Raw genomic sequence first — 21759 nt, 5'->3', positions numbered from 1 at the left:
GGCACAACGGCAATAATTATATTTCTATCGTTGGCCGGACGGTCCAGTAAGCTTTCAGGTTCTGTTTGCCTGGCACGAGGATTACCCGTTCAGGCTGCCGTTTGGGCTCTTTGTAATACTGCCCGCGGTCCCATTTGCCGTTGCCGTTGGCATCCAGCAATACCCGGACTTCATATTCGCCGGGAGTGATGAATTTCTGCAGCCAGGTGCCGTTAACAGCAGTGCCGGAATATTTGATGGTTTTGTCCTGCACCAGCTGTATCACATAATGCATGGTGTCACTGTTGATGGCCTGCCGCGTGCTGTCACTGATCTTCAATGTTACCCCAAAAATGGCGTAATCACTTGATTTCTTGGACTTAAAGCTGATGGTATCGGCCTTGGGCAATTGTTGCCCGGTGGTATCCGTGGCGGCATCTGCCGGAAAAATCATCCGGTACGGCGTGCCTTCTTTCCAGGAGTAAAGCACAGACAGCTTGGTATGTGTGCTGTCCATCTGTGTATGGAAAGTGACAGGGGTAAAAGTGCTGTCTTCCGCTAAAATTACCCGGGCACTGTCCAGCGTTCTCAAAGGAAGGTTAAAGGTCAGCTGTAAGGGCGCAGGCAGCTCCTGCATGCCACCATCCAGTGTGGGCGTGATTTGCAGCTTGGGCGTTTTTTTCTTTTTCTCTTTCTCCTTCTCTTTTTCCCTGTCCTTCTCTTCCTGGTCCAGGGCGAGGTCCAGGGAGTCCTTTGGTGTCAGCGGCTCTTTAATGGTGCTGTCACGCTCCATAAAAAGTAACAGGTTCACCCCTTCAATATTCTTTTCCTTTATGACGATCGGCTTTTCGACGAAAGCGATCATTTCGGATGGCTGGTTGTATTGCAGGTCACGGTCCTCTTCCTTCAGCGCAAACAGCTTATAGGTGCCGGGAGCCATGTTTTTAAACCGGAAAGAGCCGTCAGGGCGGGTTTTGGCATAGTAAACAGGTTTCTCCTTGGATACAATGGAGTCTTCCAGGTTACGGTACAGCATCACGGCCACATTACTGTCGGGTACACCGTTTTCGGCATCTATGAGATGGCCCTTCATCTGGAGGCTGTCCAGGTAATTGCCGGTAGATACTACATACTGAAAGTCGGGAATAGCATTACGCTCATTGATGTCCCGGATGGCATCTGCAAAGTTGAAGGTGTAAGTGGTGTTCTCCTGAAGGGTGTCTTTCAGTTCCATGGTCACCGTCCGCAGTTTGGCAGTAACGATAGGCGTGCGTTTTAGCGTCGGAGACACAATGAGCTTGTCATTCACGTTGTCCAGCTCCACAAACTCGTCAAACACAAAATATACCTTCTTGTTTTTGAAATGCAGGGAGGAATCCGGCGGGTTCACGGCCGCCAGGGTGGGAGGGAGACTGTCACGCGGTCCTCCGCCAGGTGGCACTATGTTGGCACAACGGGTCATCGAAACAGCAATCATAAAGGATATCAGCCAGAATGCCCAGCTCCTGATATATTGATACATATTTCCGGTCGGATTAAAAATATGTTGCAAACTTACGAAAACGGCGGAAAGCTTCACTTTTCTTTTGATCACCTACAGGGATGGGCATCAATGGCGTACCTTTATCCCATGGCCAGTATCTTTTTGCTGCAACGCACCCAGTTTATACCAGCCCCGCTGCCACAGGTGTGGGACTTCTTCTCCAATCCCAATGGTCTCGCGCAGATCACGCCGTCTAATATACGTTTCCGCGTTACCTCGCCGCCGGATGAAAGGAAAGTATATCCCGGCCAGGTCATCACTTATACTATTTCCCCGCTGGCGGGCATCCCGCTGGAATGGATGACGGAAATCACGCACGTACGGGAAGGGGATTATTTTGTGGACGAACAACGGGTGGGCCCCTACAAGCTATGGCACCACCAGCACCACTTCAGGGAAGTACCGGGAGGGGTGGAGATGACAGACACGGTGCACTACCGCTTGCCACTGGGATGGCTGGGCCGTCTGGCGCACACCTTGTTTGTGCGGCGTCAGCTGGAGCATATTTTTGCTTACCGGCACCGTGCAGTGCAGGAGCTTTTCGGATAACGGCTATTCTTTGGTGGTCAGCGTCGTGCTCAGCTGGTCGCCGGTATACACTTTAATATTGCTCTGACCTGTTTTTGGGATGCTGCCAATCCACAGCGGCACCATGCTGGAGGAACTTTTTTCCGCCTGTCCTGTCGCTACGAAATGCATTTCTGCATTGTTGGTCAGATCGTCTGTGGTGGCAGATGCCAGCTGTATCTGCGTGCCATAGAAAGTGGCCGGCATAGTGGCGGCCACCACTACATGGGTGCCAAAATCGGGACGGTCAATTTTGTTGTTCATGGTTTTGGCAACGCCAAAGAGGCTGTCGAAGGTAGCAGGATTGTCAATCAGCCAGAAAGTGAGGCTGTCGTTTACCTGAATCGTGTTTTTAACAAAATAGCCATTCAACGGCTGTACGTCAAGGCTGCTGCCGTTATCAGGATGTACGTTCAGTGCAGTGTCATTAACGGCGACACTATCGGCGGTACTGTTACGGGTGGCGCCTCCACAGGAGGCCAGCAACAGGAGGACGGCTGCGGAAAAAGACAGGCGGCTGTTCATGTGTTTTTTCTTTTTTAGTAAGATAACATCATTGCAGGAAATAGGTTGCTTTGGAAAGGGGAATTAACAAGCTAATATTTCCGACAGAGTGTTTGCCGGTGCCGCTCATCCATGCTGTAGCTGTTTGCTGGGTGTAACGGATGCTGGTGCGGCCGATACCGATACCCACGCCATAGTCCATGCCAATGGTAAACCGGCGCATATGTGATGTCTGTTGGTTGGACAGTTCCTCAAAATTGGTGTCAGTAGATTTGAAGATGCCGCCCTGCAGTAGAGCGTTGAAGAAGTTCATGGCAAAACGTGGCCGGATGAATAGGTATAGCTGGAACTTGCGGCGTGCGGCAGCGTTCAGGTCCAGTGCGCCGAAATAAGGATTGATTAGTCCATAACGCCCATACACCCATGCACCTAGTGATGTCATCATCGTGCCCGCCTGTGCCTCAATACCTCCAAGGGCTTCCACGCTTTTGACAGGGTTCCACAACATTTTTTCAAAATAGGCATTGTAGTTCAACAGCGGGGCGTTGGGCACCTGGTTGCCCCATCCCTCCGGTTCCTGGTAATGAATGAGCCGGTGAAAGAAGCGCTGTGTTTGTTCAGCCCCTGCCCAGGGGCCCAGGACGCCGAAAACCAGTTCGGTGTGGATAAGGAATTTTTTTGCCGGATTATAGGAGGTAAGGCCATGAGTGGCAAAGAGAGCGCCTGCATAATAGAAATCACCGGGATCAAAAGAGGAGTCTGCGATCTGATTGGGGGTGATCATGACCTGCATCAGGTCCCACTCAAAAACATTCACTGCATAGGGGCCGGCCTTTGGGAAGATCCATTTGTCTATAAAAGTGGATTTTTTCTTCTTCATATATACGTAACCGATAGCCGTGCCGTTGCTGTAACCCCGGTCGGTCCCTCTTCCCCATACATTGAAGAAATCGTCATCTTCGTTTATGCGTAGCTGTCTGGTGGCATTCTGGGTGATCTGTGCCTGTACGGCAGGCAGCGTGCTGAGACAAATGAATATTCCCCATAACAAAACTTTCATAGGCCCTTCTTTTAATCCTGACAGTTATCTGTATCAGAACACCTTGAATATTTCAAAGGCGTCTTTCTGCAGCTGCTCCCGGTGATCGGGATGTGCAATATTGATAAGCGCCTGTGCGCGTTGTTTCAGGTTTTTTCCCAACAGGTGTGCGATGCCGTATTCCGTTACTACATAATGCACGTGGGCGCGTGTGGTCACTACACTGGCGCCGGGTTGCAGCCGGGATACAATACGGGAAACGCCTCTGCCGGTGACAGACGGAATGGCGATGATGGGTTTGCCATCGGCAGACAGGGCCGCGCCCCGCATGAAATCCATCTGGCCGCCTACGCCGCTGTATTGCCGGAACCCGATCGAGTCGGCGCATACCTGTCCAAAGATATCGATTTCTATAGCACTGTTAATGGCAGTGACCTTTGGGTTTTTACGTATAGTCGTGGGGTTGTTGACGTATTCCACGTCCATCAGGCGGATGATAAGATTGTTGTCCATAAAGTCATACAGCCGGCGGCTTCCCATGGCAAAGCTGGATACCAGCAGGCCGGGGTGGATAGCTTTGTAGCGGTTGGTGATAATACCTTTTTCCACCAGGTCGATGATACCATCGGAAAACATTTCTGTATGGATGCCCAGGTCCTTATGGCTATGCAGGCATTGCAATACGGCATTGGGGATACCGCCGATGCCCATTTGAAGGGTGGCCCTGTCATCTATCAGGGAAGCCACATGTTCTCCGATGGCCAGTTCAGCGTCGCTGGGCGGCCGTACGGCCTGCGCATAGATGGGATAATCAGTTGCTATGGCCGCGGTGATACGGGAAATGTGGATCACGCCGTCGCCAAGCACGCGGGGCATATTGGCGTTTACTTCCGCGATTATGATACGTGCGGTGTCAATAGCCGCTTTAGACACATCGCAGGATACGCCGAGGGTGCAATAGCCGTTTTTGTCCGGCGGGGATACGGTGATCAGTGCCACATCGATGCCTGATGCAAGGGTACGGAAATACCGGGGCACTTCACTGAGGAACATAGGGATGTAATTGGCCCTCCCTTCGTTGACCGCCTGGCGGATATTTTTACCGACAAAGAAAGTATCGATATCAAACGCATGGGAATGTTCAGGGGAGGCGTAAGGTGCATCCCATTCGGTATGGATGCTTACCAGCCGGACATTTTTCAGTTCACTGCTGCGGTTGGACATGGCGTTGACAAGCTCCCGTGGCGTGGCTGCTGCGGTATGGATAAAAACGGTGTGGCCTGACTGGATCAGCTGGATAGCACTCTGGATCGTAGTATAAGACATTCTCGTTGGTGTTGTTTGAGCAAATTTATCGAGCGTTTGATAGATTATTTATGAGTAATATCATGTTGTATTTTTATATGCCGCTGTTTTATCCAACAACCAGCCATGCTTATTTGTTGGATAAGCAAACACTGGAAAAGAAAACAAATGGACACCCTTGTTTATGAAATGGCTATCCCGGCAGATGTAACTGCGATACGGGACCTCTCATTGTTAAGTTACGGTGAATTTGCGCCGGTACTGGGACCGGAGCATTGGCATACCATGCATAAAAACCAGTCGGATATAGATAAGCTGGCTGCATTGATGAAACAGGCAGACACGTTTGTATGCCGTTCCGGTGAACGTTTGGTGGGCGTGGTTTTTATGGTGCCTTCCGGTCAGGCTACCACTATCTATCCGGCAGAATGGGCTTATATCCGCCGTTTGGGAGTGGACCCTGCTTTCCGCCGGATGGGCATCGGGCGCCGGTTAATGGAGCTGGCGATTGAAGATGCCAGGCATTCCGGCGAAAAAATACTGGGGCTCCATACCAGCACCATAATGCCTGCTGCGCGCAAAATGTATGATGAACTGGGTTTTTCGCTTATAAAAGAACTGCCGCCGATATTTGGACAGCCTTACTGGCTATACAAGATGGTCCTGTAGAAACTTGTCCATTTCAGCTCTATGTGTGAATAACTCGTAGCGTGATCAATTCATATAATTTCATAAATTAGCGAACTTATAAATGTAAGCACAACTGTTTGCGGAGAGATCTGACACATATAAGTGAGCAAATGCTTATAGAACGGCTGGCGTTGGGTGATCCTGCAGCAAAAGAGCTGTTATATGACCGTTACGCTGGCGCACTGTATGGGGTTGTGCTACAGCTGGTGCCTATAAAAGATAGGGCCAGCGATGTTATAGTCAAGGTTTTTGCGTGGGCATTCCAACATATTAATGCGTTCCACTCTTCAGGCTTCCGCACTTTATTTGCCTGGTTATTACGCAAAACAAGGGAACTGGCCATTAAGGAAGCCATCCCGGAAACCGCGCTCACAGGGACAGAACTGATGAAGAAAGAAGAAGGTATCCTGCAGCAGTTCTATATCATTCTTCCGGCTTCAGAACAGCAGGTGTTCAGGCTGAGTTATTTTAAAGGTTTATCAATCACAACTATAGCCCGTATGCTGGGAGTACCAGAAGGGCAGGTAAATGAAATACTGGGGGAAGCAATGAAAGCCTTCCGAAAATTCTTAAAAGAACATTGGAACTAAAATTTTATATCGAAAGCGGCATCATCGAGTCTTATGTGCTGGGCCTCGCTTCTGAAACGGAAGTGGAAGAGCTGGAGCATATGAGAAAACTGTTTCCTGAACTGGACACAGAGGTGGAACTGGTGGAACGCCGGCTGGAAAAGGCCTGCTTTGATGAAGCCGTGTTACCTCCTGTGGAAATACGGGAACGGGTACTCCAAAAAGTTCGCTGGGAATATGCCGGCGCACAGGCAGATGCGCAGTCCAATTACACGTTCATCAATATCCAGCCCAAAGATGGTAGCCATATCTCCGTACATCGCTGGTGGAAGATATTCTTTATTATTATTTTTATCCTGTCTAAAATCTTTCTCTTTTTTGCCATCCTTTATTATCTGAAATACCGCCAGGAAAAAGAGAGGCAGGAAAAACATGCTGCCGCCACCGTGTCTATACATGAGCAAAAAGAAAATATTTTTTATATATAATATAACCTGCGGCAATCCTTTATTTAAATTATTTTCTCAATTTTACAATCCAACCGGCAGTGGAGGTTCGTAGATATTTTGTTTATCCATCATGTTTGATGGTATACGGTTTTTTAAATCATTGCTTTGGACTTAAAAAACTACATTGATAGTGGAGTAATTGAACGTTATTTACTCGGCCTTGCCACACCTGAGCAGGAGAGGGAATTGACGTACATGAGAAGGTTACACCCCATTCTCGAACAGGAAATAGCCGCAGCTGAACTTCGCCTCGAAAATAATATCATGGCTGAAGCCGTACCGCCGCCTGTCCGGCTGAAAGACAGGGTCATGGAAGATGCCCGGCGGTATAAACACCAGGAATACTATTTTAAACACGCCAATGGAGGAGACGGGGAACAACCTCCGCACGAACCCGTTTACATTGATATCAGGCCCGGATGGAACCGTAAAATAACCGTCAGCATCTGGTGGCGCTGCGCATTTCTCGCCCTTTGTGTACTGACCATGTCCCTGGCCGCCAGCACATGGTACCTCTACAAACGGACCAATCAGCTGGAAGAAGTGCTGATCAGGCTGAAAACCCCGGCAGAAGCCCTTTTGCCCGCCAGCCACTGACCGCTTACATATTCATTTGGTACGTTTCTTGCAAATGCTGAACTTGCCGCTGTATTCAGGCTGTTTAAACCTTATTGTAGCACAGCTGTTGAATGCAGAGAAGGCATTAAAACATACAAATTATTATTCCCATGAAAAATTTATCATTCGCAGCATTGTTTCTGGCTCTGGTCGCAATCCTGGGTACTTCCTGCTCTCCTAAACAGGGCGTAACCACCAACATTAACAAAGGCGCTGTAAAAGGCAACTGGGTGCTGACCGATATCCGTTATGAAGGTATTCCTGATAATGCCAAAGTAACCGTTTTTGACGAGGCCAATGCGAAATGCTTCATCGGCAGCCAGTGGGTATTGCCCGACAATAATGCAAATGGTTCTTATACATTGTCCTCCACGGCAGACGGCTGCAGCCCTGCTACCCAGAAAATCGTATGGACAATCAGCAAACAGGGAAATGTGACCATGTTCGGGTTCAAAAAACTGTACTCCGGCGTAAAAGCTAAAAACGTGGCAGACGGCTACCTGATGGAATGTACAGAAGCCGGCAGCTCCATGACATGGAGAGCTAACGTAAACTTCGAAGGCAAATCCGCTGCTATCATCTACTCCTTACAACGTAAATAAGCTTACCGTTTTATACGAAATTCATCCTGCCTGGTAATTTTCCGGGCAGGATTTTTCATTTATTCGTATGCACAGATAATAGTATATTTAGATAGGTAAAAAACCAGATGACTATGAGCACGCAGCATTCGAAAATCAAATTCCTGGGGCATGCCAGTTTTCAGCTTACCTCCCCGGAAGGCCATATCATTCTCGTAGACCCCTGGTTTACCGGCAATCCGGCTCTGCCGGACGATTATACCATCCCGGAACAAATTGACCTGGTCCTGATCACTCACGGCCACAGGGACCACCTCGACAGTAAAATCATTGACCTGATCCGGTCCCATTCACCTAAAGTGATCGCCAACCCCATCGTCCGCCTCTTCTTGCAGGAACAAGGCGTACCGGAACATGTCTTTGAACAGATGAATGCCGGAGGCACCATCTCCTTCCTGCAAACAAAAATCACGATGACCAACGCCTTCCATTTTGCACAGGTATGGATGCCGGACGGTAAAATCGGATATACCCATGCGGCCAACGGATTCATTATCTGGATGAGCGATGATGTCTCCGTTTATTATTCCGGTGATACCTCCGTTTTCGGCGACATGGCCCTGCTGGGAGAAATCTATGAGCCGGATATCGCGATCCTGCCTATCGGCGACCGCTTTACCATGGGCCCCCTGGAAGCTGCTTTTGCCATCCGCCTGCTCAAAGTGAAACACGTAATCCCCTGCCATTACGGTACGATGCCTTCACTTACGGGCACGCCCCAACGGCTGAAAGAGCTGACACAAGACCAGGCACGGCTGGAAATACATTCGCTGAAAGCCGGTGAAGAATTGGATATGGCGCAATTACAACTACATAAACCTTAACGGTCCCTTGTTATTTTTTTAATCATCCGTATATGTTACCCCTGATCACATCCCGTTTATTGGTATGCCCTTGCCGCCTGCCACTGATTACTGCGATCTATCTGCAGGACCCGCAGGCTGTCACCATGCTGAATGCATCCATTCCGCCTGAATGGCCGCAGGCAGAACTGAAAGAACTGTTGCCACACCTGATTGAATTACTTCAACACGACCCGAAATCATTCCCCTGGCTATTGTGGGCCATTGTGTCCGCAACAGACAACATCGTACTGGGAGACATTGGCTTTAAAGGCCGCCCCGATGAAAATGGCATGGTGGAAATAGGCTATTCCCTGCTGCCAGCCCACCGCAACCAGGGGTACATGCGGGAGGCCGCGGCCGCACTGGTCACCTGGGCCTTTCAGCAGCCATTCGTAAAAAGTATAGAGGCAGAATGTGAAGTGAACAACATCGCTTCCGGAAAAGTGCTGCAACACCTGGGCATGCGGCAAACCGGCATGCAGGACAACATGCTCCGTTGGCAGCTGTTGGAAAAAGACTTTTTGCGGTAAATTATTCGGTTACATGCTGCCGCGCAAACTTGATGAAAAGCTGGGCGAGTTTGTCCTGAAGACCCTGTAAGTAAGTAAAATGCAGTTTTCTGATCAGCTTGAAATTTTTGATGGGAAGCACAACAAACTCTCCGGCTTCTACTTCTCTTTGCACGGCCTGTAAAGAGATAAACGCCGCACAGGAAGAATGATGCAGGTAAGATTTAATACTCTCAGTGCTGCCCATATACATGGCCACGTTCAGGTCCGTGATCTTCAGCTTCAGACGCTTCAGTTCATCTGTGATTACCTCCAGTGTGCCGGAACCATGTTCCCGCATAAGCAGGGGAATGTTCCGCAATTCAGTGGCGTTGAGTGGTTCGCCGTTGCCGTAAGCGTGTTTGGGGTTCCCGATGAGCACAATTTCATCGCGGGCAAACTCTACATACTTCAGCAGTGGATTTTTAGAGCTGCCTTCTATAATGCCCAGTAAGATACTTTTTTCAAAAAGCGCTTGTTCTATCTGCTCTGTATTACCGCTGGTGAGCGACGTTTTTACATCCGGGTAGCGCTGGTTGAATTTGGCCAGCAGCGGTGGGATCAGGTATTGTGCTATAGTAGTGCTGGCGCCGATGGCCAACAGGCCGCCCTGCGTGTGTTTCAGCTGGTTGATTTCATATTCCAGGTTACGGTAATCGGTAAAAATGATCTCAGCATGATGCATGACCAGCTGGCCGGCACGGGTAAGTTTAATACGGTTGCCGATCCTCTCAAACAAAGCCATGCCCAGTTGTTGCTCCAGCTCGTGAATATGTTTGGTAACGGCGGGCTGGGAGATATATAATTCTTCTGCGGCTTTGGTGAAGCTGAGACGCTTCGCAACGGTATGAAATACCCTGAGTCTGAAATCGAACATGCAATAAAAGTAAGTTTTTTAGCGGGCAGTTATTGGTTGTTGGGGCTAAAGGTAAAAAAATAAGGATTAAACCACCGGGAGGTGGCTTAATCCTTATCGGAGGATAATGTTATGAATCAGGATTTTTTCTTTCCTGCGTTTGGATTATTTGATTTGTAGCGCATGTCAGGTGTACCGTCTTTCTTTTTCGGTCCTGTTGTTGCCGGCGCTGTAGTAGTGCCTTTGTTTTCCTTGAAGCGCTTGTCAGGAGCGCCGCTCTTGGTAACGTGCTCTGTTTTTGCTACCGGTGAAGCCTGAGGAGCGGGTTGCCCTGCTTCTTTCTTAACAGCGGCTGCTTCTTTCTTGGCAGCTTTTTGCTCAGTTTTAGCCTTGGTTTTAGCTTCTTTTTGGGTGGTGGAGGCAGGAGCCTGGGCCATGGCAACAGTTAAGCCCATGAACATAGCCAGAACACCTGTAAGCAACTTTTTCATAAGAAATGTTTTACCAAAAATTAAGCTTTTTTATTGATGCGAACACATTTCACCCTATATTTTTAAGCAATATTTAATAATTAGTTTTTGTCCACCCACATACCGTTTTCCCGGATCAGGCTGATAAGCTCGTCTACAGCCACATCGCTGTTCAGGCCACGTTTTACGATCTCTTTGCCTCTATAAAGGGTGATTTTGCCGACGCCACTGCCTACGTATCCAAAGTCCGCGTCCGCCATTTCTCCGGGACCATTTACGATACAGCCCATGATGGCGATTTTCACGCCTTTGAGGTGGTGGGTGACGGCCCTGATGCGTGCAGTCGTTTCCTGAAGGTCAAACAACGTACGGCCGCAGGAAGGGCAGGAGATGTATTCCGTTTTGGAGATACGGGTCCGGGTGGCCTGCAAAATGCCGAAGGCGATATTGTTCAGCAGTCCGGCCTGTGCCGTGTCCTGGTCCTGGTTGGTCAGCCAGAGGCCGTCGCCGAAACCGTCCAGCAGGAGCGCGCCGGCCTCGGTGGCATGATGGATCAGGTGCTCATCGGCAGTTGCCTGTAGACTAACACTGTGGATGACCACTGGTACTGTCAGTTGCTCTGTTGTCAGCAGAATGAAGAACCTTCTGATGCTGGCCATGGCGTTGCTGCCGGAGGCATGGGCTGCCAATATGGTAGCGCCGGCAACAGCAGGCTGGCGCAGTTGTGTTAATAAGTCACTGATATCAGCAGTATCGAGGTCGTCACAGTTAACGGCCACAAAATTCTTTTTACCGGTTTGTCCTGCTGCGATGGCGTCAAGGTAGGTACGGGTAGCAAAGTAAGGCACATACGCAGCTTTGTCGGCCAGTGTCTGCCACTTGTCGGCGTCGAGGACTACCTGGAGGGTGCCGGGCAGGGCAAAAGAGGGTACCTGCGTGCCGGTATAAATATAATCTGCGGCGGCATCGGCGATGTTCCATTTATCAGATGGTTCATCATACGTATAGCCGATCGCGTTAATGTCAGAAGGCTGTATGGCACTAGAGCTGCGGTAATCTGCCACTACTACGGGCACCTGCTTGTCGCCGGTGTTGTCTACCACGATGCTTTCGCGGCGTTTGTAGGAGAACGGGGAGTAGGGCAGGGTGCCCAGCGGCCGGGAGGTAGCCGGTTTTTCGGTACGGTTGCCACTGTAGCGTTTTACAATATCACGGCATACGGGCAGCTCAAATTCCGGATCTTCTGTCAGGGATACCCGGATCGTGTCACCCACACCGTCTTCCAGCAGGGTGCCGATACCGATGGCCGATTTGATACGGCCGTCTTCTCCATCGCCTGCTTCTGTAACGCCAAGGTGCAGCGGATAGGCGTGGCCCAGCTCCTGTTGCATGGTTTGTACCAGCAGACGGTAAGCCTGCACCATCACCTGCGGGTTGCTGGCTTTCATGCTCAGGACAATGTTGCGGAAGCGGAGGTCTTCAGCGATACGCAGGAATTCCATGGCGCTTTCCACCATGCCCATTGGGGTATCGCCGTAGCGGCTCATGATACGGTCGCTGAGGGAGCCATGGTTGGTACCAATACGCATGGCGGTACCATGTTCTTTACAGATATTCACCAGCGGGGTGAAACGTTCCCGGATACGGTCTATTTCTTCCTGGTATTCTGCGTCGGTATATTCAAGTGTTTCAAACTTCTTTTTGTCGATATAGTTACCGGGATTGATTCTCACCTTTTCCACAATGCGGGCGGCTATTTCGGCGGCATTAGGTGTGAAGTGTATATCTGCTACCAGCGGGGTATGGTAACCCTGGCGACGAAGTTCATTTTTGATGTTCAGCAGGTTTTCTGCCTCTTTTTTGCTGGGAGCGGTAATACGCACCAGCTCAGCGCCGGCTTCGATACACCGGATGGCCTGGGCTACTGTGCCGGCCGTGTCCATGGTATCGGTCGTGGTCATCGTCTGGATCCGGATAGGATGGAAATTGCCAATGAGAAGATCACCTACCTTTACTTCCAGTGTGGCCAGTCGCTTATATTCTGTCAATGAGTTGCAATAAAGCTGCATACGTTTTTGTTTTCTGCAGGTGCAAAGTTAATAAACCTGAGGGGCAATTACCCCACACCTTAAAGCTACATTAAATTCCACGAACGGTGCCGTCAAAAGCGGGCCATTCGTTTAAATTTGAAGTACTTATGTCGAATGATAAAAGCATGGACATTCCCTATCAGGAATGGCCGATGAAATCACATTTCAACATTGCCCCGCTGGGGATGGCTGCTATGGATTTCACCCACCAGCCACACCGGCATCACCATTTTCAGGTTTTATGGTTTACCAAAGCCAAAGGCCGCCATATGGTCGATTTTGTGTGGTATGAAATGGAAGATAATATGTTGTTCCTGTTGCGGCCCGGACAGGTGCACCAGCTGGACTGTGAGCGGGAAGGCCACGTGATCTTCTTTACAGAACGCTTTTATTTCGCTAACAAACACGACAAGGAAACCCTGTACGACTTTTCCAACCTCTTTGACAACTGGCACGGCTACGGACCCATCTATATCGGGGAAAACACGGCCCCGTCGTTACTGGGACTGGTGGACCTGATGAACCGGGAACACCGCGCACCAGGGACCAATAGCCGCAGTATTATCAAACACTATCTCAATGCCTTCCTGCTGCTGGCGGAAAGGGAGAAAAAACGCAATGCGACCGATACCATGAGGCCGCTGCATCACGATTCCCGGGTGGTACAACTCCGCCGCCTGCTGGAAAAACACTATACCCGCGAACATCAGGTGGCCTTTTATGCCAATGCCTTTGCCCTGACGCCCAAAAGGCTGAATGAAATCACCAAAGAAACTACCGGCCGCACCGTGACAGAGCTGCTGCATGACCGTATTATCCTGGAAGCAAAGCGGAACCTGGCCTTCAGCCATAAAAGCGTCAAAGAAATCTGCTATGAGCTTGGTTTTGAAGATCCTGCCTATTTCAGCCGGTTCTTTAAAAACAACGCTGGCATCTCCCCCCAGGACTTCCGGGACATTATGTTCAAATAGTCCAAGTCAATAGCTGAATTGTCCTAGTAGATTGGCCCGCCCACACGTAGTTTTGCGTATTGAATTGTTCTACCCGCTGACGTTAAACAGGAAATCATGCTAGGATGCCAAATTGTGTTAACTGTGCTGTAAGTCTTCCCGTCTCCCAAACAATTTAGGGGACCGGATGGGTGGCAAACCCTCTGGTCGATGCCAGCGATCAATGAGAATAACAGGCGGCTGCCGCTGTGCGCTGCTTAAAAATAGTGTGTTTTAAAGTTCGGGGTGATGCTTGCCTGCAACGTAAGATGAATACAACGACCGTCAGGCTGGAAATTAGGTAAAGAGTAACCAGTCAGGTGGCAGGCATCTTCCCCTTATTTTAACACTAAAGAGTACTGTTACCATGCGTAACTGTTGTAGGTTTAGGTAAAATGGCCGGAATAATCCTGTTCCGGTTTTTTTTATATAAAAAAATCCGGCAGTATCATCAGTACTGCCGGATTTTGTTCTTTGTTGAGTGTATAATTAAGATTACCAGTCTTTTTCCACCGGTACGGTTTGGCCTTTCACTTTTTTGGCTTTGTCCTGCAGCTTCTTTTCTTCCTGGGACAATGCCTGTAACAGCCTTTCCGCCTCCTGTTTGTTCAGTTTGCTGGGCTGTGGTTCCGGTTTTTGTTGTTCCTGCTGGTCTTTGTCTTTATTCTGGTCCTTGTTTTTGTTCTGCTGGTCTTTGTTCTGGTCTTTCTTGTCTTTATCCTGCTGGTCTTTGTTCTGATCTTTATTCTGGTCCTTGTTCTGGTCTTTTTTATCCTTGTTTTTGTCTTTGTTTTTATCCTTGTTGTCTTTATTGTCTTTGTTGTCCTGCTGTTGTTTTTTCAGCATGGCCTGGGCGTAGGCGAGGTTATAGCGGGCATCTTCATCAGCAGGATTTATTTTCAGGGCCTGTTTGTAGGATTTGATGCTTTCTTCCCACTTTTTAGCTTCCATAAAGGTATTGCCGATGTTGTAGTCTGCGTCTGACTTGATGCGGCTGTTGTCCGCGATTTTCAGGCTGTTTGCATACTGGGTGCGGGCATCATCGTATCTTTTCTGTTGATAGAGGGAGTTGCCCAGGTTATAGCTGCCTACGGCAGACTGCCCGTTTTGCTCAAGCGCCTTTTTGTAGTTGGCTTCAGCGTCGCTGAACAGCTGCTTTTGATACAGTTCATTGCCTTTGCGGATAAACTTGCTGGCGCCATTCTGTGCCAGCGCGGTAACGCCGGTGAGCAGCAATGAAGCCATAAAGCAACCCTGTTTTATAAAAGTAATGTTCATGATCTGTTGATAATTAGGCTACTGTGGTTTCCCTGGGGACACGTGGATGACGTACTTCCGGAATGAAGAATTCAATCAGCAGTAACGCCAGGCAGATGCCCAGGAAATATTGAAAATAGCTGTTATAGTCTGTGAATACATTTTCTCCGAATTCTTTCTGCTCCATGCTGTCGATCTTGTTCACCAGTGTATTCACTACATCGTCTGTATTGTTGTCCAGGTGCTGGTATATGCCTTTCCCGGCGGCGGCGATTCCTTTCAGCTCATTTTCATTGAGTTTGGAAATCACGGTATTGCCTTCGCGGTCTTTTTTGTAACTGCCTGTTTCCGGGTCAGGAAGCGGGGAGCCGGCTACGGAACCAATACCGATTGTATTGGTAACCACGCCGTTATCAAAGGCTGTCCGGGTTTTTTGCAAGGCTGTTTCGTCGTGGTCTTCCCCATCAGAGATAACTACCAGCGCTTTATGTTTGCGTTCTTTTTTGTTGAAGGCTTCATCAGACACCTGTATGGCCTGGCCGATGGCGGTGCCCTGCGTAGGGATCATGTCCGGAGATACAGTGCTCAGGTACATTTTGGCGGCGGAGTAATCGATGGTGAGCGGCATCTGCAGGTAGGCATTACCGGCAAATACCACAAGGCCTACACGGTCATTGTCGAGTTTGTCCATCAGTTTGCTGATGAGCTGTTTGGCACGGGTAAGCCTGTCTGGCTGGATATCATTGGCCAGCATACTCTTGCTTACGTCCAGCGCGATCACAACGTCCACGCCTTTCCTGGTGATTTTTTCCATGCGGCTGCCCTTTTGCAGATTGGCGAGCCCAAGTACGCCAAAGAAAAAGGCGAGGAAAATCAAAAGGAACTTGAATACGAACAGTTTACGGGAATAACCGGCAAACAGTTTTTCTACAAGGGCCGGATCACCGATACGGCGTATGGAGCGGCGTTTCCACCAGGATATACCCAGGAAAGCCAGCTGCAGCACCAGTAACAGCGTCAGTGCCCATAAATATTCACTATGCTGAAAACGTAACATATGCAGTTTTAAGATCGCTTGCGTTGGCAAGATCTCAAAAATAATTTTTTTGTCACGTATTACAAGAGCGGGAAGAGGGGTTTAGGTTTTTTTTAACCAAATACAGGCAGGTATTTAAAATCGTTTGGCCATTCAGGTACCGGTTGAAATAACTGAATGGCCAAATTATCTTAAATAGCGGGACAATTACATTTCTCCTTTGAAATAGCCGGCTTCGGTGAGAATATTACGGAGAATATCCATCCGGTTTTTGACCATGTCGAAGTTAGGATCTTCTGTTTCTATGTTCAGCACGAAGAAGGAGGGATGCCTGTTTTCTTCCACCCAGCCTACTATCCAGCCAATTTGTTTGGCGCCGTTAGTGCCCCAGCCGGTTTTGTAGGACAGCTCATACTTAGGTGTTTTTTCCATCAGCATCACGTCACGCACGCTCTGCATATTGGTTTTGGCAAAGGGCAGCTGGTCGAAATAAAGTTTTTTGACAAAGCCCAGTTCCTCATCAGGAGAGATCTGTAGCGAGTTATCCAGCCAGAAAGTGTCGATACGGCTGATTTTCATGTTGCCATATTTGACAGAGTCAAGCCATGCCTGCATATTGGTTTTTCCAATCCGGCGGGCCACTTCCTGGAAGTAGGGCACAGCAGACACTTTAAAGGCCTGTTGCATGCTCAGGTCCTGGTTCCATGCGGGGTATTTGCGGGTAACGCCGTCCCACGGAATAACCATGCCGGTATCTTTGATGACGCCGGTCTGCAGGCCTACCAGCGAGTTGAAAATTTTGAAGGTGGATGCGGGCAGAAAACGTTCTTTGGCGCGGTCCAGGTTATACACCCTGAATGTACCCTGTGCATTGTTGAATAACATAAAGGTGCCTTCCACCTTGTATTGGGTGAAATATTTCTCCCAGCCTTTTTCTTCCTTGACATTATTCGGTGCGCAGGCGGCCATGAAAAGGCACAGTGCTAACAGTATCCAGCCAAATCGTTTCATCAGTATCATGATTTAGTAAATAATCAGGTGCGAAATTACGAATTAGGAATTACGAATTACGAATTGAGGGCTGCTTCATGGAAAGGTTACTGAATAACCGATCTATAAAACAGCCCTCAATTCGTAATTCGTAATTCCTAATTCGTAATTATTTGATCACGCCCAGTTCCCTTCCCACTTTGGTGAAGGCGGCGATAGCTTTATCGAGATGGGCCTGTTCGTGGGCAGCGCTGAGCTGTACACGGATACGGGCCTGGCCTTTAGGCACTACAGGGAAGAAGAAACCGATCACGTAGATACCTTCTGCCAGCAGTTTTTCCGCCATTTGCTGGCTTAGTACTGCATCGTACAACATAACAGGTACAATCGGGTGATCACCGGGTTTGATATCGAAACCGGCTTCCGTCATTTTGTTGCGGAAATACTGGGTATTGTACTCAAGTTTGTCACGCAGCTCAGTGGTTTCGCTCAGCATATCAAGTACGGCGATGGAAGCGCCGACAATGCTTGGGGCCACGGAGTTGGAGAACAGATAAGGACGGCTGCGCTGGCGCAGTATGTCGATAACTTCTTTGGGACCACTGGTGAAGCCGCCGGAAGCGCCGCCCAGAGCTTTACCAAGTGTGCCGGTGATGATGTCTACACGGCCCATAACGTTGCGGTACTCATGGGTGCCACGGCCGGTTTTGCCGAGGAAGCCAGAAGAATGGCTCTCATCAGACATAACGATGGCGTCATATTTATCCGCCAGGTCGCAGATTTTGTCCAGCTGGGCAATGGTGCCGTCCATGCTGAACGAACCGTCTGTAACAATGATACGGCTACGGCAGTCCTGGGCTTCTTTCAGTTTAGCTTCCAGGTCGGCCATATTGTTATGCTCGTAACGGAAACGTTTGGCTTTGCACAAACGTACGCCGTCGATGATGGAAGCGTGGTTCAGGGCGTCGGAAATGATGGCGTCGTCTTCGCCGAACAGCGGCTCAAATACGCCACCATTGGCGTCGAAGGCTGCTACGTACAGGATCGTGTCTTCGGTCCCCAAAAATTTGGAGATCTTTTCTTCCAGTTCCCGGTGAATGTCCTGGGTACCGCAAATAAAGCGGACACTGCTCATTCCGTAACCATGCGTGTCGATGGCGTCTTTTGCCGCTTTGACCACGGCCGGATGAGAAGACAGTCCCAGATAGTTATTGGCGCAAAAATTTATGACAGTCTTACCGCCCACCTGTATTTCAGCTCCCTGCTCAGATGTAATGATACGCTCTCTCTTGTACAGGCCGGCTTTGTTGATTTCTTCCAGTTCTTCCCGTAAGCGGGACGTAAACTTCTTATTCATAGTAAGTACGATGTTTGATAATAACGCTTTTGCAAAGTTATAGATGATAAAAGTATTACGAATCTCCGTCGCATCCACAGTTAACGGCCCGGGGAGTAAAAAGTTTGACCAAGGTGTAACATTTACCAACAGCATTCCGTCATAATACTATCATGCCTGAAGATGCCATGTAGTGGAAAACTGAAAATTTAACCTGTGTGAAAGAGATATAAAAATAGTGTATTAAGTAATAGGTTGATGATCAGTTTAAAAGAAACTGTTCCTGCTGTGCAAATCGAAAAATCGGATGTTACTGACAATTAGGTGTGGGTAAGCTGGATGGGGACCATGATAGGTATTAAAGTAAAAGTCGGAACTTAGCACTAAAATCCCGCACCACCGGAATGACGGAAAAGGAGTACAATAAATGTGTGGATCTGTATTCGGACAATATATTCCGCTTTATCATCAAAAATCTGGATCACGCGGAAGACGCCAGGGACGTAGTACAGAACGCATTCGAAATATTGTGGAAGCACTGCCAGGACGTGCCTTTTGAAAAGGCTAAGTCGTACCTGTTTACAGTGGCGTACCATAATATGATCGACCATGTACGTAAGACAAAGCGGGTGACGCTGGTAGACGAATTCAAGGATGAGATGAAAGTGTCCGACCACCGGATCAATAATGCTAAAGAGGTGATTGCCAAAGCGTTGGCCAATCTGAGTGAGGTACAACGGTCATTGGTGCTGCTAAAAGATTACGAGGGTTACAGCTATGAGGAAATTGGTGAAATCATGCAGCTCAATCCTTCCCAGGTAAAGGTTTACCTCCATCGGGCCAGGATACATTTAAAAAATTATCTTGTAAAGATGGAAAACGTCATATAAATTTTTATAATTGTTAATTGATTAATAATAAGCATTTTTTTGGCTGTAGAGATCAACATATCAAATTACGAGTCTTACCTGCTCAGTTACGTGGATGACGAACTGAACGACGCGGAACAAGCTGCGCTCGAACAGTTTCTGCAAAAACATCCTCATATACAGGCCGAGCTGGACCTGCTGAAAGGCGCCCGTGTGGTGCCTGACGAGCACGTGATATTTGATCAGAAGGCAGCCTTGTACCGTTACTCCCCGTCAGCTGCCGCAGATGATTATGCCTCTATGATGCTGAGTTATGTAGATGGAGAGTTGTCTGAGGAAGAAACTGTCCGGTTAAAATCCTGGCTGAAGGAACATCCGGAAGCCCGTCAGGAAATGGCACTGCTGCAGGTGGTTAAGCTGGAACCGGACAATACCATCATATTTGAAAACAAAGCCAGCCTGTATCGCAGCTCCCGTAAAACCATTAAAATGGGCCCTTACTGGTGGGGTGCTACCGCTGCCGCTGTATTAGCGGGCCTGCTTATCTGGTTGTTGCCCGCTGGTAATCACCATGATAGTCAGCCTATTGCAGGTACAGTAACGCATGAGGCGGTGAAGCCGCCGGTAGCCCAGCCTGCACTGGCACCTGTAGCCCAGCCTGCCCCAGCGAAAACAGAAACACCTGCTGAAGCGCGTGCAACCCCTGCTCCACCGGAAGTGGCGCATACACCGGTTAACCGCACCGCCACCAGGAAGAAGGAAGTTGTTCCGGTGAAACCCTCCCCGGCATCCCCGCAGTCACAAAATAACAATACCATAGCCGTAGTCCCTGTACCAGCCGATGTGCCGGTAATTTCCACCCTGCCATCGCCTCGCAACACTTCAGATGAAGTGGTGGAAAAGCACTTGCAGAATACAACGCTGGCCGCGGCATCTCCAGCTGATAATACACCTTCAGCCAGTCATGCCAGGGAAACCGTTATTGCAGCCAATATGCCGGCTTCGCCTGCTAAGGTGTCCGCCCCGGCGGCTGCAGCTCCTGCCACTGTGAAAGGGGAACTGATCCTGTCCGTCAGTGGAAGCGATAGCCGTATTCTGGACAAGGTGACGAATGTTGCTAAACTTTTCTCCCGTAAAAGGAATAAATAAAACTATGAAGCATAAAGTTTTACTCTGTTTAATATTGATGTTATGTGTAGGATGGGCGCAGGGGCAAAACGTTGATACCAGCCATCAGGGCAATATGGCCACAGCGCCGGCAGCTGCTCCCGTTCCGGACACTTTCTGGATCAAGGGGCTCATCCTGATCAAAGGGAAGAACGAAAAAGGTCGCAATTCCTACAAAATATACAGTGACACCGCCTACGCCCGCGCAAGGCTGAAGAAAAACCTGCAGACCAGGTGGTTTGTTTTCGATATCGGATTTAACAATTACATCGACAGGAGTGAGTATGGCGGCGCCAGCTACATTTCTTACTACCCCAATACTACCAGCTTTTACAATGGTGCAATGCCCGCAGGTAAAGCATATGACTACTCCGCTGTGGGGCTGGCCACCTTTGCGCCAAGAGAAGGAAGTGAACCTTTAACACCCGCTGAATTTAAACTTATCACCGGAAAATCGATCAATTTTAATATCTGGTTATTTGAACAGCGGCTTAATATAACAAAACACAAACTTAACTTGTTATATGCTCTGGGATTGGAAATGAATAATTTCAGATACGCCCGGAATATTACTTATCAACCCGGTTATATCACCAGGATAATCAGGGATACAGTAGAATTCTCAAAGAATAAGTTGTTTGCCGAATATATATCGATCCCGGTAATGCTAAACTTTAATTCTAACCCGGCCCGCCCTAATCGCGCGTTTCAGGTGAGCTTGGGCGTCTCTGGCGGATATCTGATCAAATCCAGGACCAAACAGATCAGTGAGGAGAGAGGAAAAGTAAGGAAAACCGATGATTTCAACCTTAACAAATGGCGTTTCGGACTGACCAGCGAACTGGGTTATGGCCCGGTAAAGCTGTACGGCAACTTCGCCCTTACGCCTTTGCATGATTACGGATTACAACAATATCCGTTTTCTATCGGGTTGCGGTTAAACGGGTTTTAAATTTTTTGACCTGACCAAAATTCTATCTATGCGCTCTTTTGTCGCCCTGCTCGCATGCATTGGTTGTATTGCGTGGGTGCATTCCTGTGATAAACGCCTGCTCGGTGTAAAGGCTTCGGCAATATCTGCCGAAGGCCAGCTTCCGGTTGATATGCCTTCCTTCAGCAGTATTCCTGTTGCGGTACCGCAGAAGGTAATTCCCGCCACTATCCGGCAGGTTTCTGCCGTTCATAAACCAATGGTAAAGCCGGCAGTGGCCAAAAAACACCATACTGCCGTTGTCCAGGCGGATTCCCTCTGGAACAGCCTCGTGATAGGAAAGCGCGCCGCTTTTTTAATGAACAACCTAACTCCCTGATATTTAATTAAATAATTGACTTTGTCACCTTG

24 protein-coding genes are annotated in these 21759 nt (G+C 48.8%); 13 read left to right on the top strand and 11 right to left on the bottom strand.

Annotation, left to right across the window (positions count from 1 at the left end; genetic code table 11):
* Window positions 1-16: 16 nt before the first annotated feature.
* Complete coding sequence (locus ACTJJS_RS14215) at window positions 17-1501, bottom strand: Ig-like domain-containing domain (RefSeq protein ID WP_168871020.1); 1485 nt, start codon at window positions 1499-1501, stop codon at window positions 17-19.
* Between the two features lie 21 nt (window positions 1502-1522).
* Between ACTJJS_RS14215 and ACTJJS_RS14210 the strand changes: the two genes are divergently transcribed.
* Complete coding sequence (locus ACTJJS_RS14210; protein WP_440664190.1) at window positions 1523-2071, top strand: SRPBCC family protein; 549 nt, start codon at window positions 1523-1525, stop codon at window positions 2069-2071.
* A 3-nt stretch (window positions 2072-2074) separates the two neighbouring features.
* Here ACTJJS_RS14210 and ACTJJS_RS14205 read toward each other — a convergent pair whose 3' ends face one another.
* The 3 genes from ACTJJS_RS14205 to ACTJJS_RS14195 are packed head-to-tail and all read right to left on the bottom strand — an operon-like array spanning window position 2075 to window position 4958.
* On the bottom strand, window positions 2075-2614 hold the full coding sequence (locus ACTJJS_RS14205) for a hypothetical protein (protein WP_440664189.1): 540 nt from the start codon (window positions 2612-2614) through the stop codon (window positions 2075-2077).
* A 28-nt stretch (window positions 2615-2642) separates the two neighbouring features.
* On the bottom strand, window positions 2643-3653 hold the full coding sequence (locus tag ACTJJS_RS14200) for a lipid A-modifier LpxR family protein (RefSeq protein ID WP_440664188.1): 1011 nt from the start codon (window positions 3651-3653) through the stop codon (window positions 2643-2645).
* A gap of 33 nt (window positions 3654-3686) precedes the next feature.
* Window positions 3687-4958 carry an acetyl-CoA hydrolase/transferase family protein gene (locus ACTJJS_RS14195; protein WP_440664187.1) on the bottom strand — a complete coding sequence of 424 codons (1272 nt, stop codon included), beginning with the start codon at window positions 4956-4958 and terminating at the stop codon, window positions 3687-3689.
* 147 nt (window positions 4959-5105) lie between these two features.
* On the opposite strand from ACTJJS_RS14195, the gene ACTJJS_RS14190 reads away from it, so the two are divergent.
* From ACTJJS_RS14190 to ACTJJS_RS14160, 7 genes are all read left to right on the top strand, one after another.
* On the top strand, window positions 5106-5606 hold the full coding sequence (locus ACTJJS_RS14190; protein ID WP_440664186.1) for a GNAT family N-acetyltransferase: 501 nt from the start codon (window positions 5106-5108) through the stop codon (window positions 5604-5606).
* Between the two features lie 131 nt (window positions 5607-5737).
* Window positions 5738-6217 carry an RNA polymerase sigma factor gene (locus tag ACTJJS_RS14185; RefSeq protein WP_440664185.1) on the top strand — a complete coding sequence of 160 codons (480 nt, stop codon included), beginning with the start codon at window positions 5738-5740 and terminating at the stop codon, window positions 6215-6217.
* Window positions 6208-6684, top strand: a complete 477-nt coding sequence (locus ACTJJS_RS14180) for a hypothetical protein (RefSeq protein WP_440664184.1) — start codon at window positions 6208-6210, stop codon at window positions 6682-6684. The genes ACTJJS_RS14185 and ACTJJS_RS14180 overlap by 10 nt, the downstream gene beginning before the upstream one ends.
* A gap of 216 nt (window positions 6685-6900) precedes the next feature.
* Window positions 6901-7302 (top strand): hypothetical protein, encoded by a 402-nt coding sequence (locus ACTJJS_RS14175; protein WP_440664183.1) that lies wholly within the window; start codon window positions 6901-6903, stop codon window positions 7300-7302.
* Between the two features lie 131 nt (window positions 7303-7433).
* Complete coding sequence (locus ACTJJS_RS14170) at window positions 7434-7925, top strand: lipocalin family protein (protein WP_168871028.1); 492 nt, start codon at window positions 7434-7436, stop codon at window positions 7923-7925.
* A gap of 113 nt (window positions 7926-8038) precedes the next feature.
* A complete protein-coding gene (locus ACTJJS_RS14165; protein WP_440664181.1) occupies window positions 8039-8788 on the top strand; it encodes a metal-dependent hydrolase in 750 nt (249 codons plus the stop codon).
* Window positions 8789-8820: 32 nt separating this feature from the next.
* The gene (locus ACTJJS_RS14160) at window positions 8821-9339 is read left to right on the top strand and encodes a GNAT family N-acetyltransferase (RefSeq protein WP_440664180.1); all 519 of its coding nucleotides are present in this window, start codon (window positions 8821-8823) and stop codon (window positions 9337-9339) included.
* Between the two features lies 1 nt (window position 9340).
* Here ACTJJS_RS14160 and ACTJJS_RS14155 read toward each other — a convergent pair whose 3' ends face one another.
* The 3 genes from ACTJJS_RS14155 to ispG all read right to left on the bottom strand — a co-directional run bounded on the left by ACTJJS_RS14155 (window position 9341) and on the right by ispG (window position 12752).
* On the bottom strand, window positions 9341-10234 hold the full coding sequence (locus ACTJJS_RS14155; RefSeq protein ID WP_440664179.1) for a LysR substrate-binding domain-containing protein: 894 nt from the start codon (window positions 10232-10234) through the stop codon (window positions 9341-9343).
* 116 nt (window positions 10235-10350) lie between these two features.
* Entirely contained in the window at window positions 10351-10704 is a 354-nt protein-coding gene (locus tag ACTJJS_RS14150; protein WP_440664178.1) for a hypothetical protein, read from the bottom strand.
* An 80-nt stretch (window positions 10705-10784) separates the two neighbouring features.
* The gene (ispG, locus tag ACTJJS_RS14145; RefSeq protein ID WP_440664177.1) at window positions 10785-12752 is read right to left on the bottom strand and encodes a (E)-4-hydroxy-3-methylbut-2-enyl-diphosphate synthase; all 1968 of its coding nucleotides are present in this window, start codon (window positions 12750-12752) and stop codon (window positions 10785-10787) included.
* 128 nt (window positions 12753-12880) lie between these two features.
* On the opposite strand from ispG, the gene ACTJJS_RS14140 reads away from it, so the two are divergent.
* Entirely contained in the window at window positions 12881-13744 is an 864-nt protein-coding gene (locus ACTJJS_RS14140; RefSeq protein ID WP_168871034.1) for a helix-turn-helix domain-containing protein, read from the top strand.
* A gap of 513 nt (window positions 13745-14257) precedes the next feature.
* On the opposite strand, the gene ACTJJS_RS14135 is transcribed toward ACTJJS_RS14140, so the two are convergent.
* The 4 genes from ACTJJS_RS14135 to kbl all read right to left on the bottom strand — a co-directional run bounded on the left by ACTJJS_RS14135 (window position 14258) and on the right by kbl (window position 18402).
* A complete protein-coding gene (locus ACTJJS_RS14135) occupies window positions 14258-15007 on the bottom strand; it encodes a tetratricopeptide repeat protein (RefSeq protein ID WP_440664176.1) in 750 nt (249 codons plus the stop codon).
* 46 nt (window positions 15008-15053) lie between these two features.
* Entirely contained in the window at window positions 15054-16076 is a 1023-nt protein-coding gene (locus tag ACTJJS_RS14130) for a VWA domain-containing protein (RefSeq protein ID WP_168871036.1), read from the bottom strand.
* A 186-nt stretch (window positions 16077-16262) separates the two neighbouring features.
* Window positions 16263-17066, bottom strand: a complete 804-nt coding sequence (gene blaOXA / locus ACTJJS_RS14125) for a class D beta-lactamase (protein WP_168871037.1) — start codon at window positions 17064-17066, stop codon at window positions 16263-16265.
* 148 nt (window positions 17067-17214) lie between these two features.
* On the bottom strand, window positions 17215-18402 hold the full coding sequence (gene kbl, locus ACTJJS_RS14120; protein ID WP_168871038.1) for a glycine C-acetyltransferase: 1188 nt from the start codon (window positions 18400-18402) through the stop codon (window positions 17215-17217).
* Between the two features lie 383 nt (window positions 18403-18785).
* Between kbl and ACTJJS_RS14115 the strand changes: the two genes are divergently transcribed.
* From ACTJJS_RS14115 to ACTJJS_RS14100, 4 genes are read left to right on the top strand one after another with little or no spacing between them, the layout of a single operon-like run.
* A complete protein-coding gene (locus tag ACTJJS_RS14115) occupies window positions 18786-19271 on the top strand; it encodes an RNA polymerase sigma factor (RefSeq protein ID WP_168871039.1) in 486 nt (161 codons plus the stop codon).
* Window positions 19272-19310: 39 nt separating this feature from the next.
* Window positions 19311-20399 (top strand): hypothetical protein, encoded by a 1089-nt coding sequence (locus ACTJJS_RS14110; protein WP_440664175.1) that lies wholly within the window; start codon window positions 19311-19313, stop codon window positions 20397-20399.
* 4 nt (window positions 20400-20403) lie between these two features.
* Window positions 20404-21369 (top strand): outer membrane beta-barrel protein, encoded by a 966-nt coding sequence (locus tag ACTJJS_RS14105; protein ID WP_168871041.1) that lies wholly within the window; start codon window positions 20404-20406, stop codon window positions 21367-21369.
* Window positions 21370-21397: 28 nt separating this feature from the next.
* Window positions 21398-21727 carry a hypothetical protein gene (locus ACTJJS_RS14100; protein ID WP_440664173.1) on the top strand — a complete coding sequence of 110 codons (330 nt, stop codon included), beginning with the start codon at window positions 21398-21400 and terminating at the stop codon, window positions 21725-21727.
* The last annotated feature ends 32 nt before the right edge of the window (window positions 21728-21759 follow it).

Source organism: Chitinophaga sp. 22308 (assembly GCF_052045305.1).
In the GTDB taxonomy this organism is placed as follows: domain Bacteria; phylum Bacteroidota; class Bacteroidia; order Chitinophagales; family Chitinophagaceae; genus Chitinophaga; species Chitinophaga varians_A.
This window is presented reverse-complemented; position numbering and strand designations above follow the sequence as displayed.

What these genes read in the sequence shown, in the direction of transcription:
- ACTJJS_RS14215 (WP_168871020.1), bottom strand. Translation starts at nt 1,501, where the DNA reads ATGTATCAATATATCAGGAGCTGGGCATTCTGGCTGATATCCTTTATG.
- ACTJJS_RS14210 (WP_440664190.1), top strand. Translation starts at nt 1,523, where the DNA reads ATGTTGCAAACTTACGAAAACGGCGGAAAGCTTCACTTTTCTTTTGAT.
- ACTJJS_RS14205 (WP_440664189.1), bottom strand. Translation starts at nt 2,614, where the DNA reads ATGAACAGCCGCCTGTCTTTTTCCGCAGCCGTCCTCCTGTTGCTGGCC.
- ACTJJS_RS14200 (WP_440664188.1), bottom strand. Translation starts at nt 3,653, where the DNA reads ATGAAAGTTTTGTTATGGGGAATATTCATTTGTCTCAGCACGCTGCCT.
- ACTJJS_RS14195 (WP_440664187.1), bottom strand. Translation starts at nt 4,958, where the DNA reads ATGTCTTATACTACGATCCAGAGTGCTATCCAGCTGATCCAGTCAGGC.
- ACTJJS_RS14190 (WP_440664186.1), top strand. Translation starts at nt 5,106, where the DNA reads ATGGACACCCTTGTTTATGAAATGGCTATCCCGGCAGATGTAACTGCG.
- ACTJJS_RS14185 (WP_440664185.1), top strand. Translation starts at nt 5,738, where the DNA reads ATGCTTATAGAACGGCTGGCGTTGGGTGATCCTGCAGCAAAAGAGCTG.
- ACTJJS_RS14175 (WP_440664183.1), top strand. Translation starts at nt 6,901, where the DNA reads ATGAGAAGGTTACACCCCATTCTCGAACAGGAAATAGCCGCAGCTGAA.
- ACTJJS_RS14170 (WP_168871028.1), top strand. Translation starts at nt 7,434, where the DNA reads ATGAAAAATTTATCATTCGCAGCATTGTTTCTGGCTCTGGTCGCAATC.
- ACTJJS_RS14165 (WP_440664181.1), top strand. Translation starts at nt 8,039, where the DNA reads ATGAGCACGCAGCATTCGAAAATCAAATTCCTGGGGCATGCCAGTTTT.
- ACTJJS_RS14160 (WP_440664180.1), top strand. Translation starts at nt 8,821, where the DNA reads ATGTTACCCCTGATCACATCCCGTTTATTGGTATGCCCTTGCCGCCTG.
- ACTJJS_RS14155 (WP_440664179.1), bottom strand. Translation starts at nt 10,234, where the DNA reads ATGTTCGATTTCAGACTCAGGGTATTTCATACCGTTGCGAAGCGTCTC.
- ACTJJS_RS14150 (WP_440664178.1), bottom strand. Translation starts at nt 10,704, where the DNA reads ATGAAAAAGTTGCTTACAGGTGTTCTGGCTATGTTCATGGGCTTAACT.
- ispG (WP_440664177.1), bottom strand. Translation starts at nt 12,752, where the DNA reads ATGCAGCTTTATTGCAACTCATTGACAGAATATAAGCGACTGGCCACA.
- ACTJJS_RS14140 (WP_168871034.1), top strand. Translation starts at nt 12,881, where the DNA reads ATGTCGAATGATAAAAGCATGGACATTCCCTATCAGGAATGGCCGATG.
- ACTJJS_RS14135 (WP_440664176.1), bottom strand. Translation starts at nt 15,007, where the DNA reads ATGGCTTCATTGCTGCTCACCGGCGTTACCGCGCTGGCACAGAATGGC.
- ACTJJS_RS14130 (WP_168871036.1), bottom strand. Translation starts at nt 16,076, where the DNA reads ATGTTACGTTTTCAGCATAGTGAATATTTATGGGCACTGACGCTGTTA.
- blaOXA (WP_168871037.1), bottom strand. Translation starts at nt 17,066, where the DNA reads ATGAAACGATTTGGCTGGATACTGTTAGCACTGTGCCTTTTCATGGCC.
- kbl (WP_168871038.1), bottom strand. Translation starts at nt 18,402, where the DNA reads ATGAATAAGAAGTTTACGTCCCGCTTACGGGAAGAACTGGAAGAAATC.
- ACTJJS_RS14115 (WP_168871039.1), top strand. Translation starts at nt 18,786, where the DNA reads ATGACGGAAAAGGAGTACAATAAATGTGTGGATCTGTATTCGGACAAT.
- ACTJJS_RS14105 (WP_168871041.1), top strand. Translation starts at nt 20,404, where the DNA reads ATGAAGCATAAAGTTTTACTCTGTTTAATATTGATGTTATGTGTAGGA.
- ACTJJS_RS14100 (WP_440664173.1), top strand. Translation starts at nt 21,398, where the DNA reads ATGCGCTCTTTTGTCGCCCTGCTCGCATGCATTGGTTGTATTGCGTGG.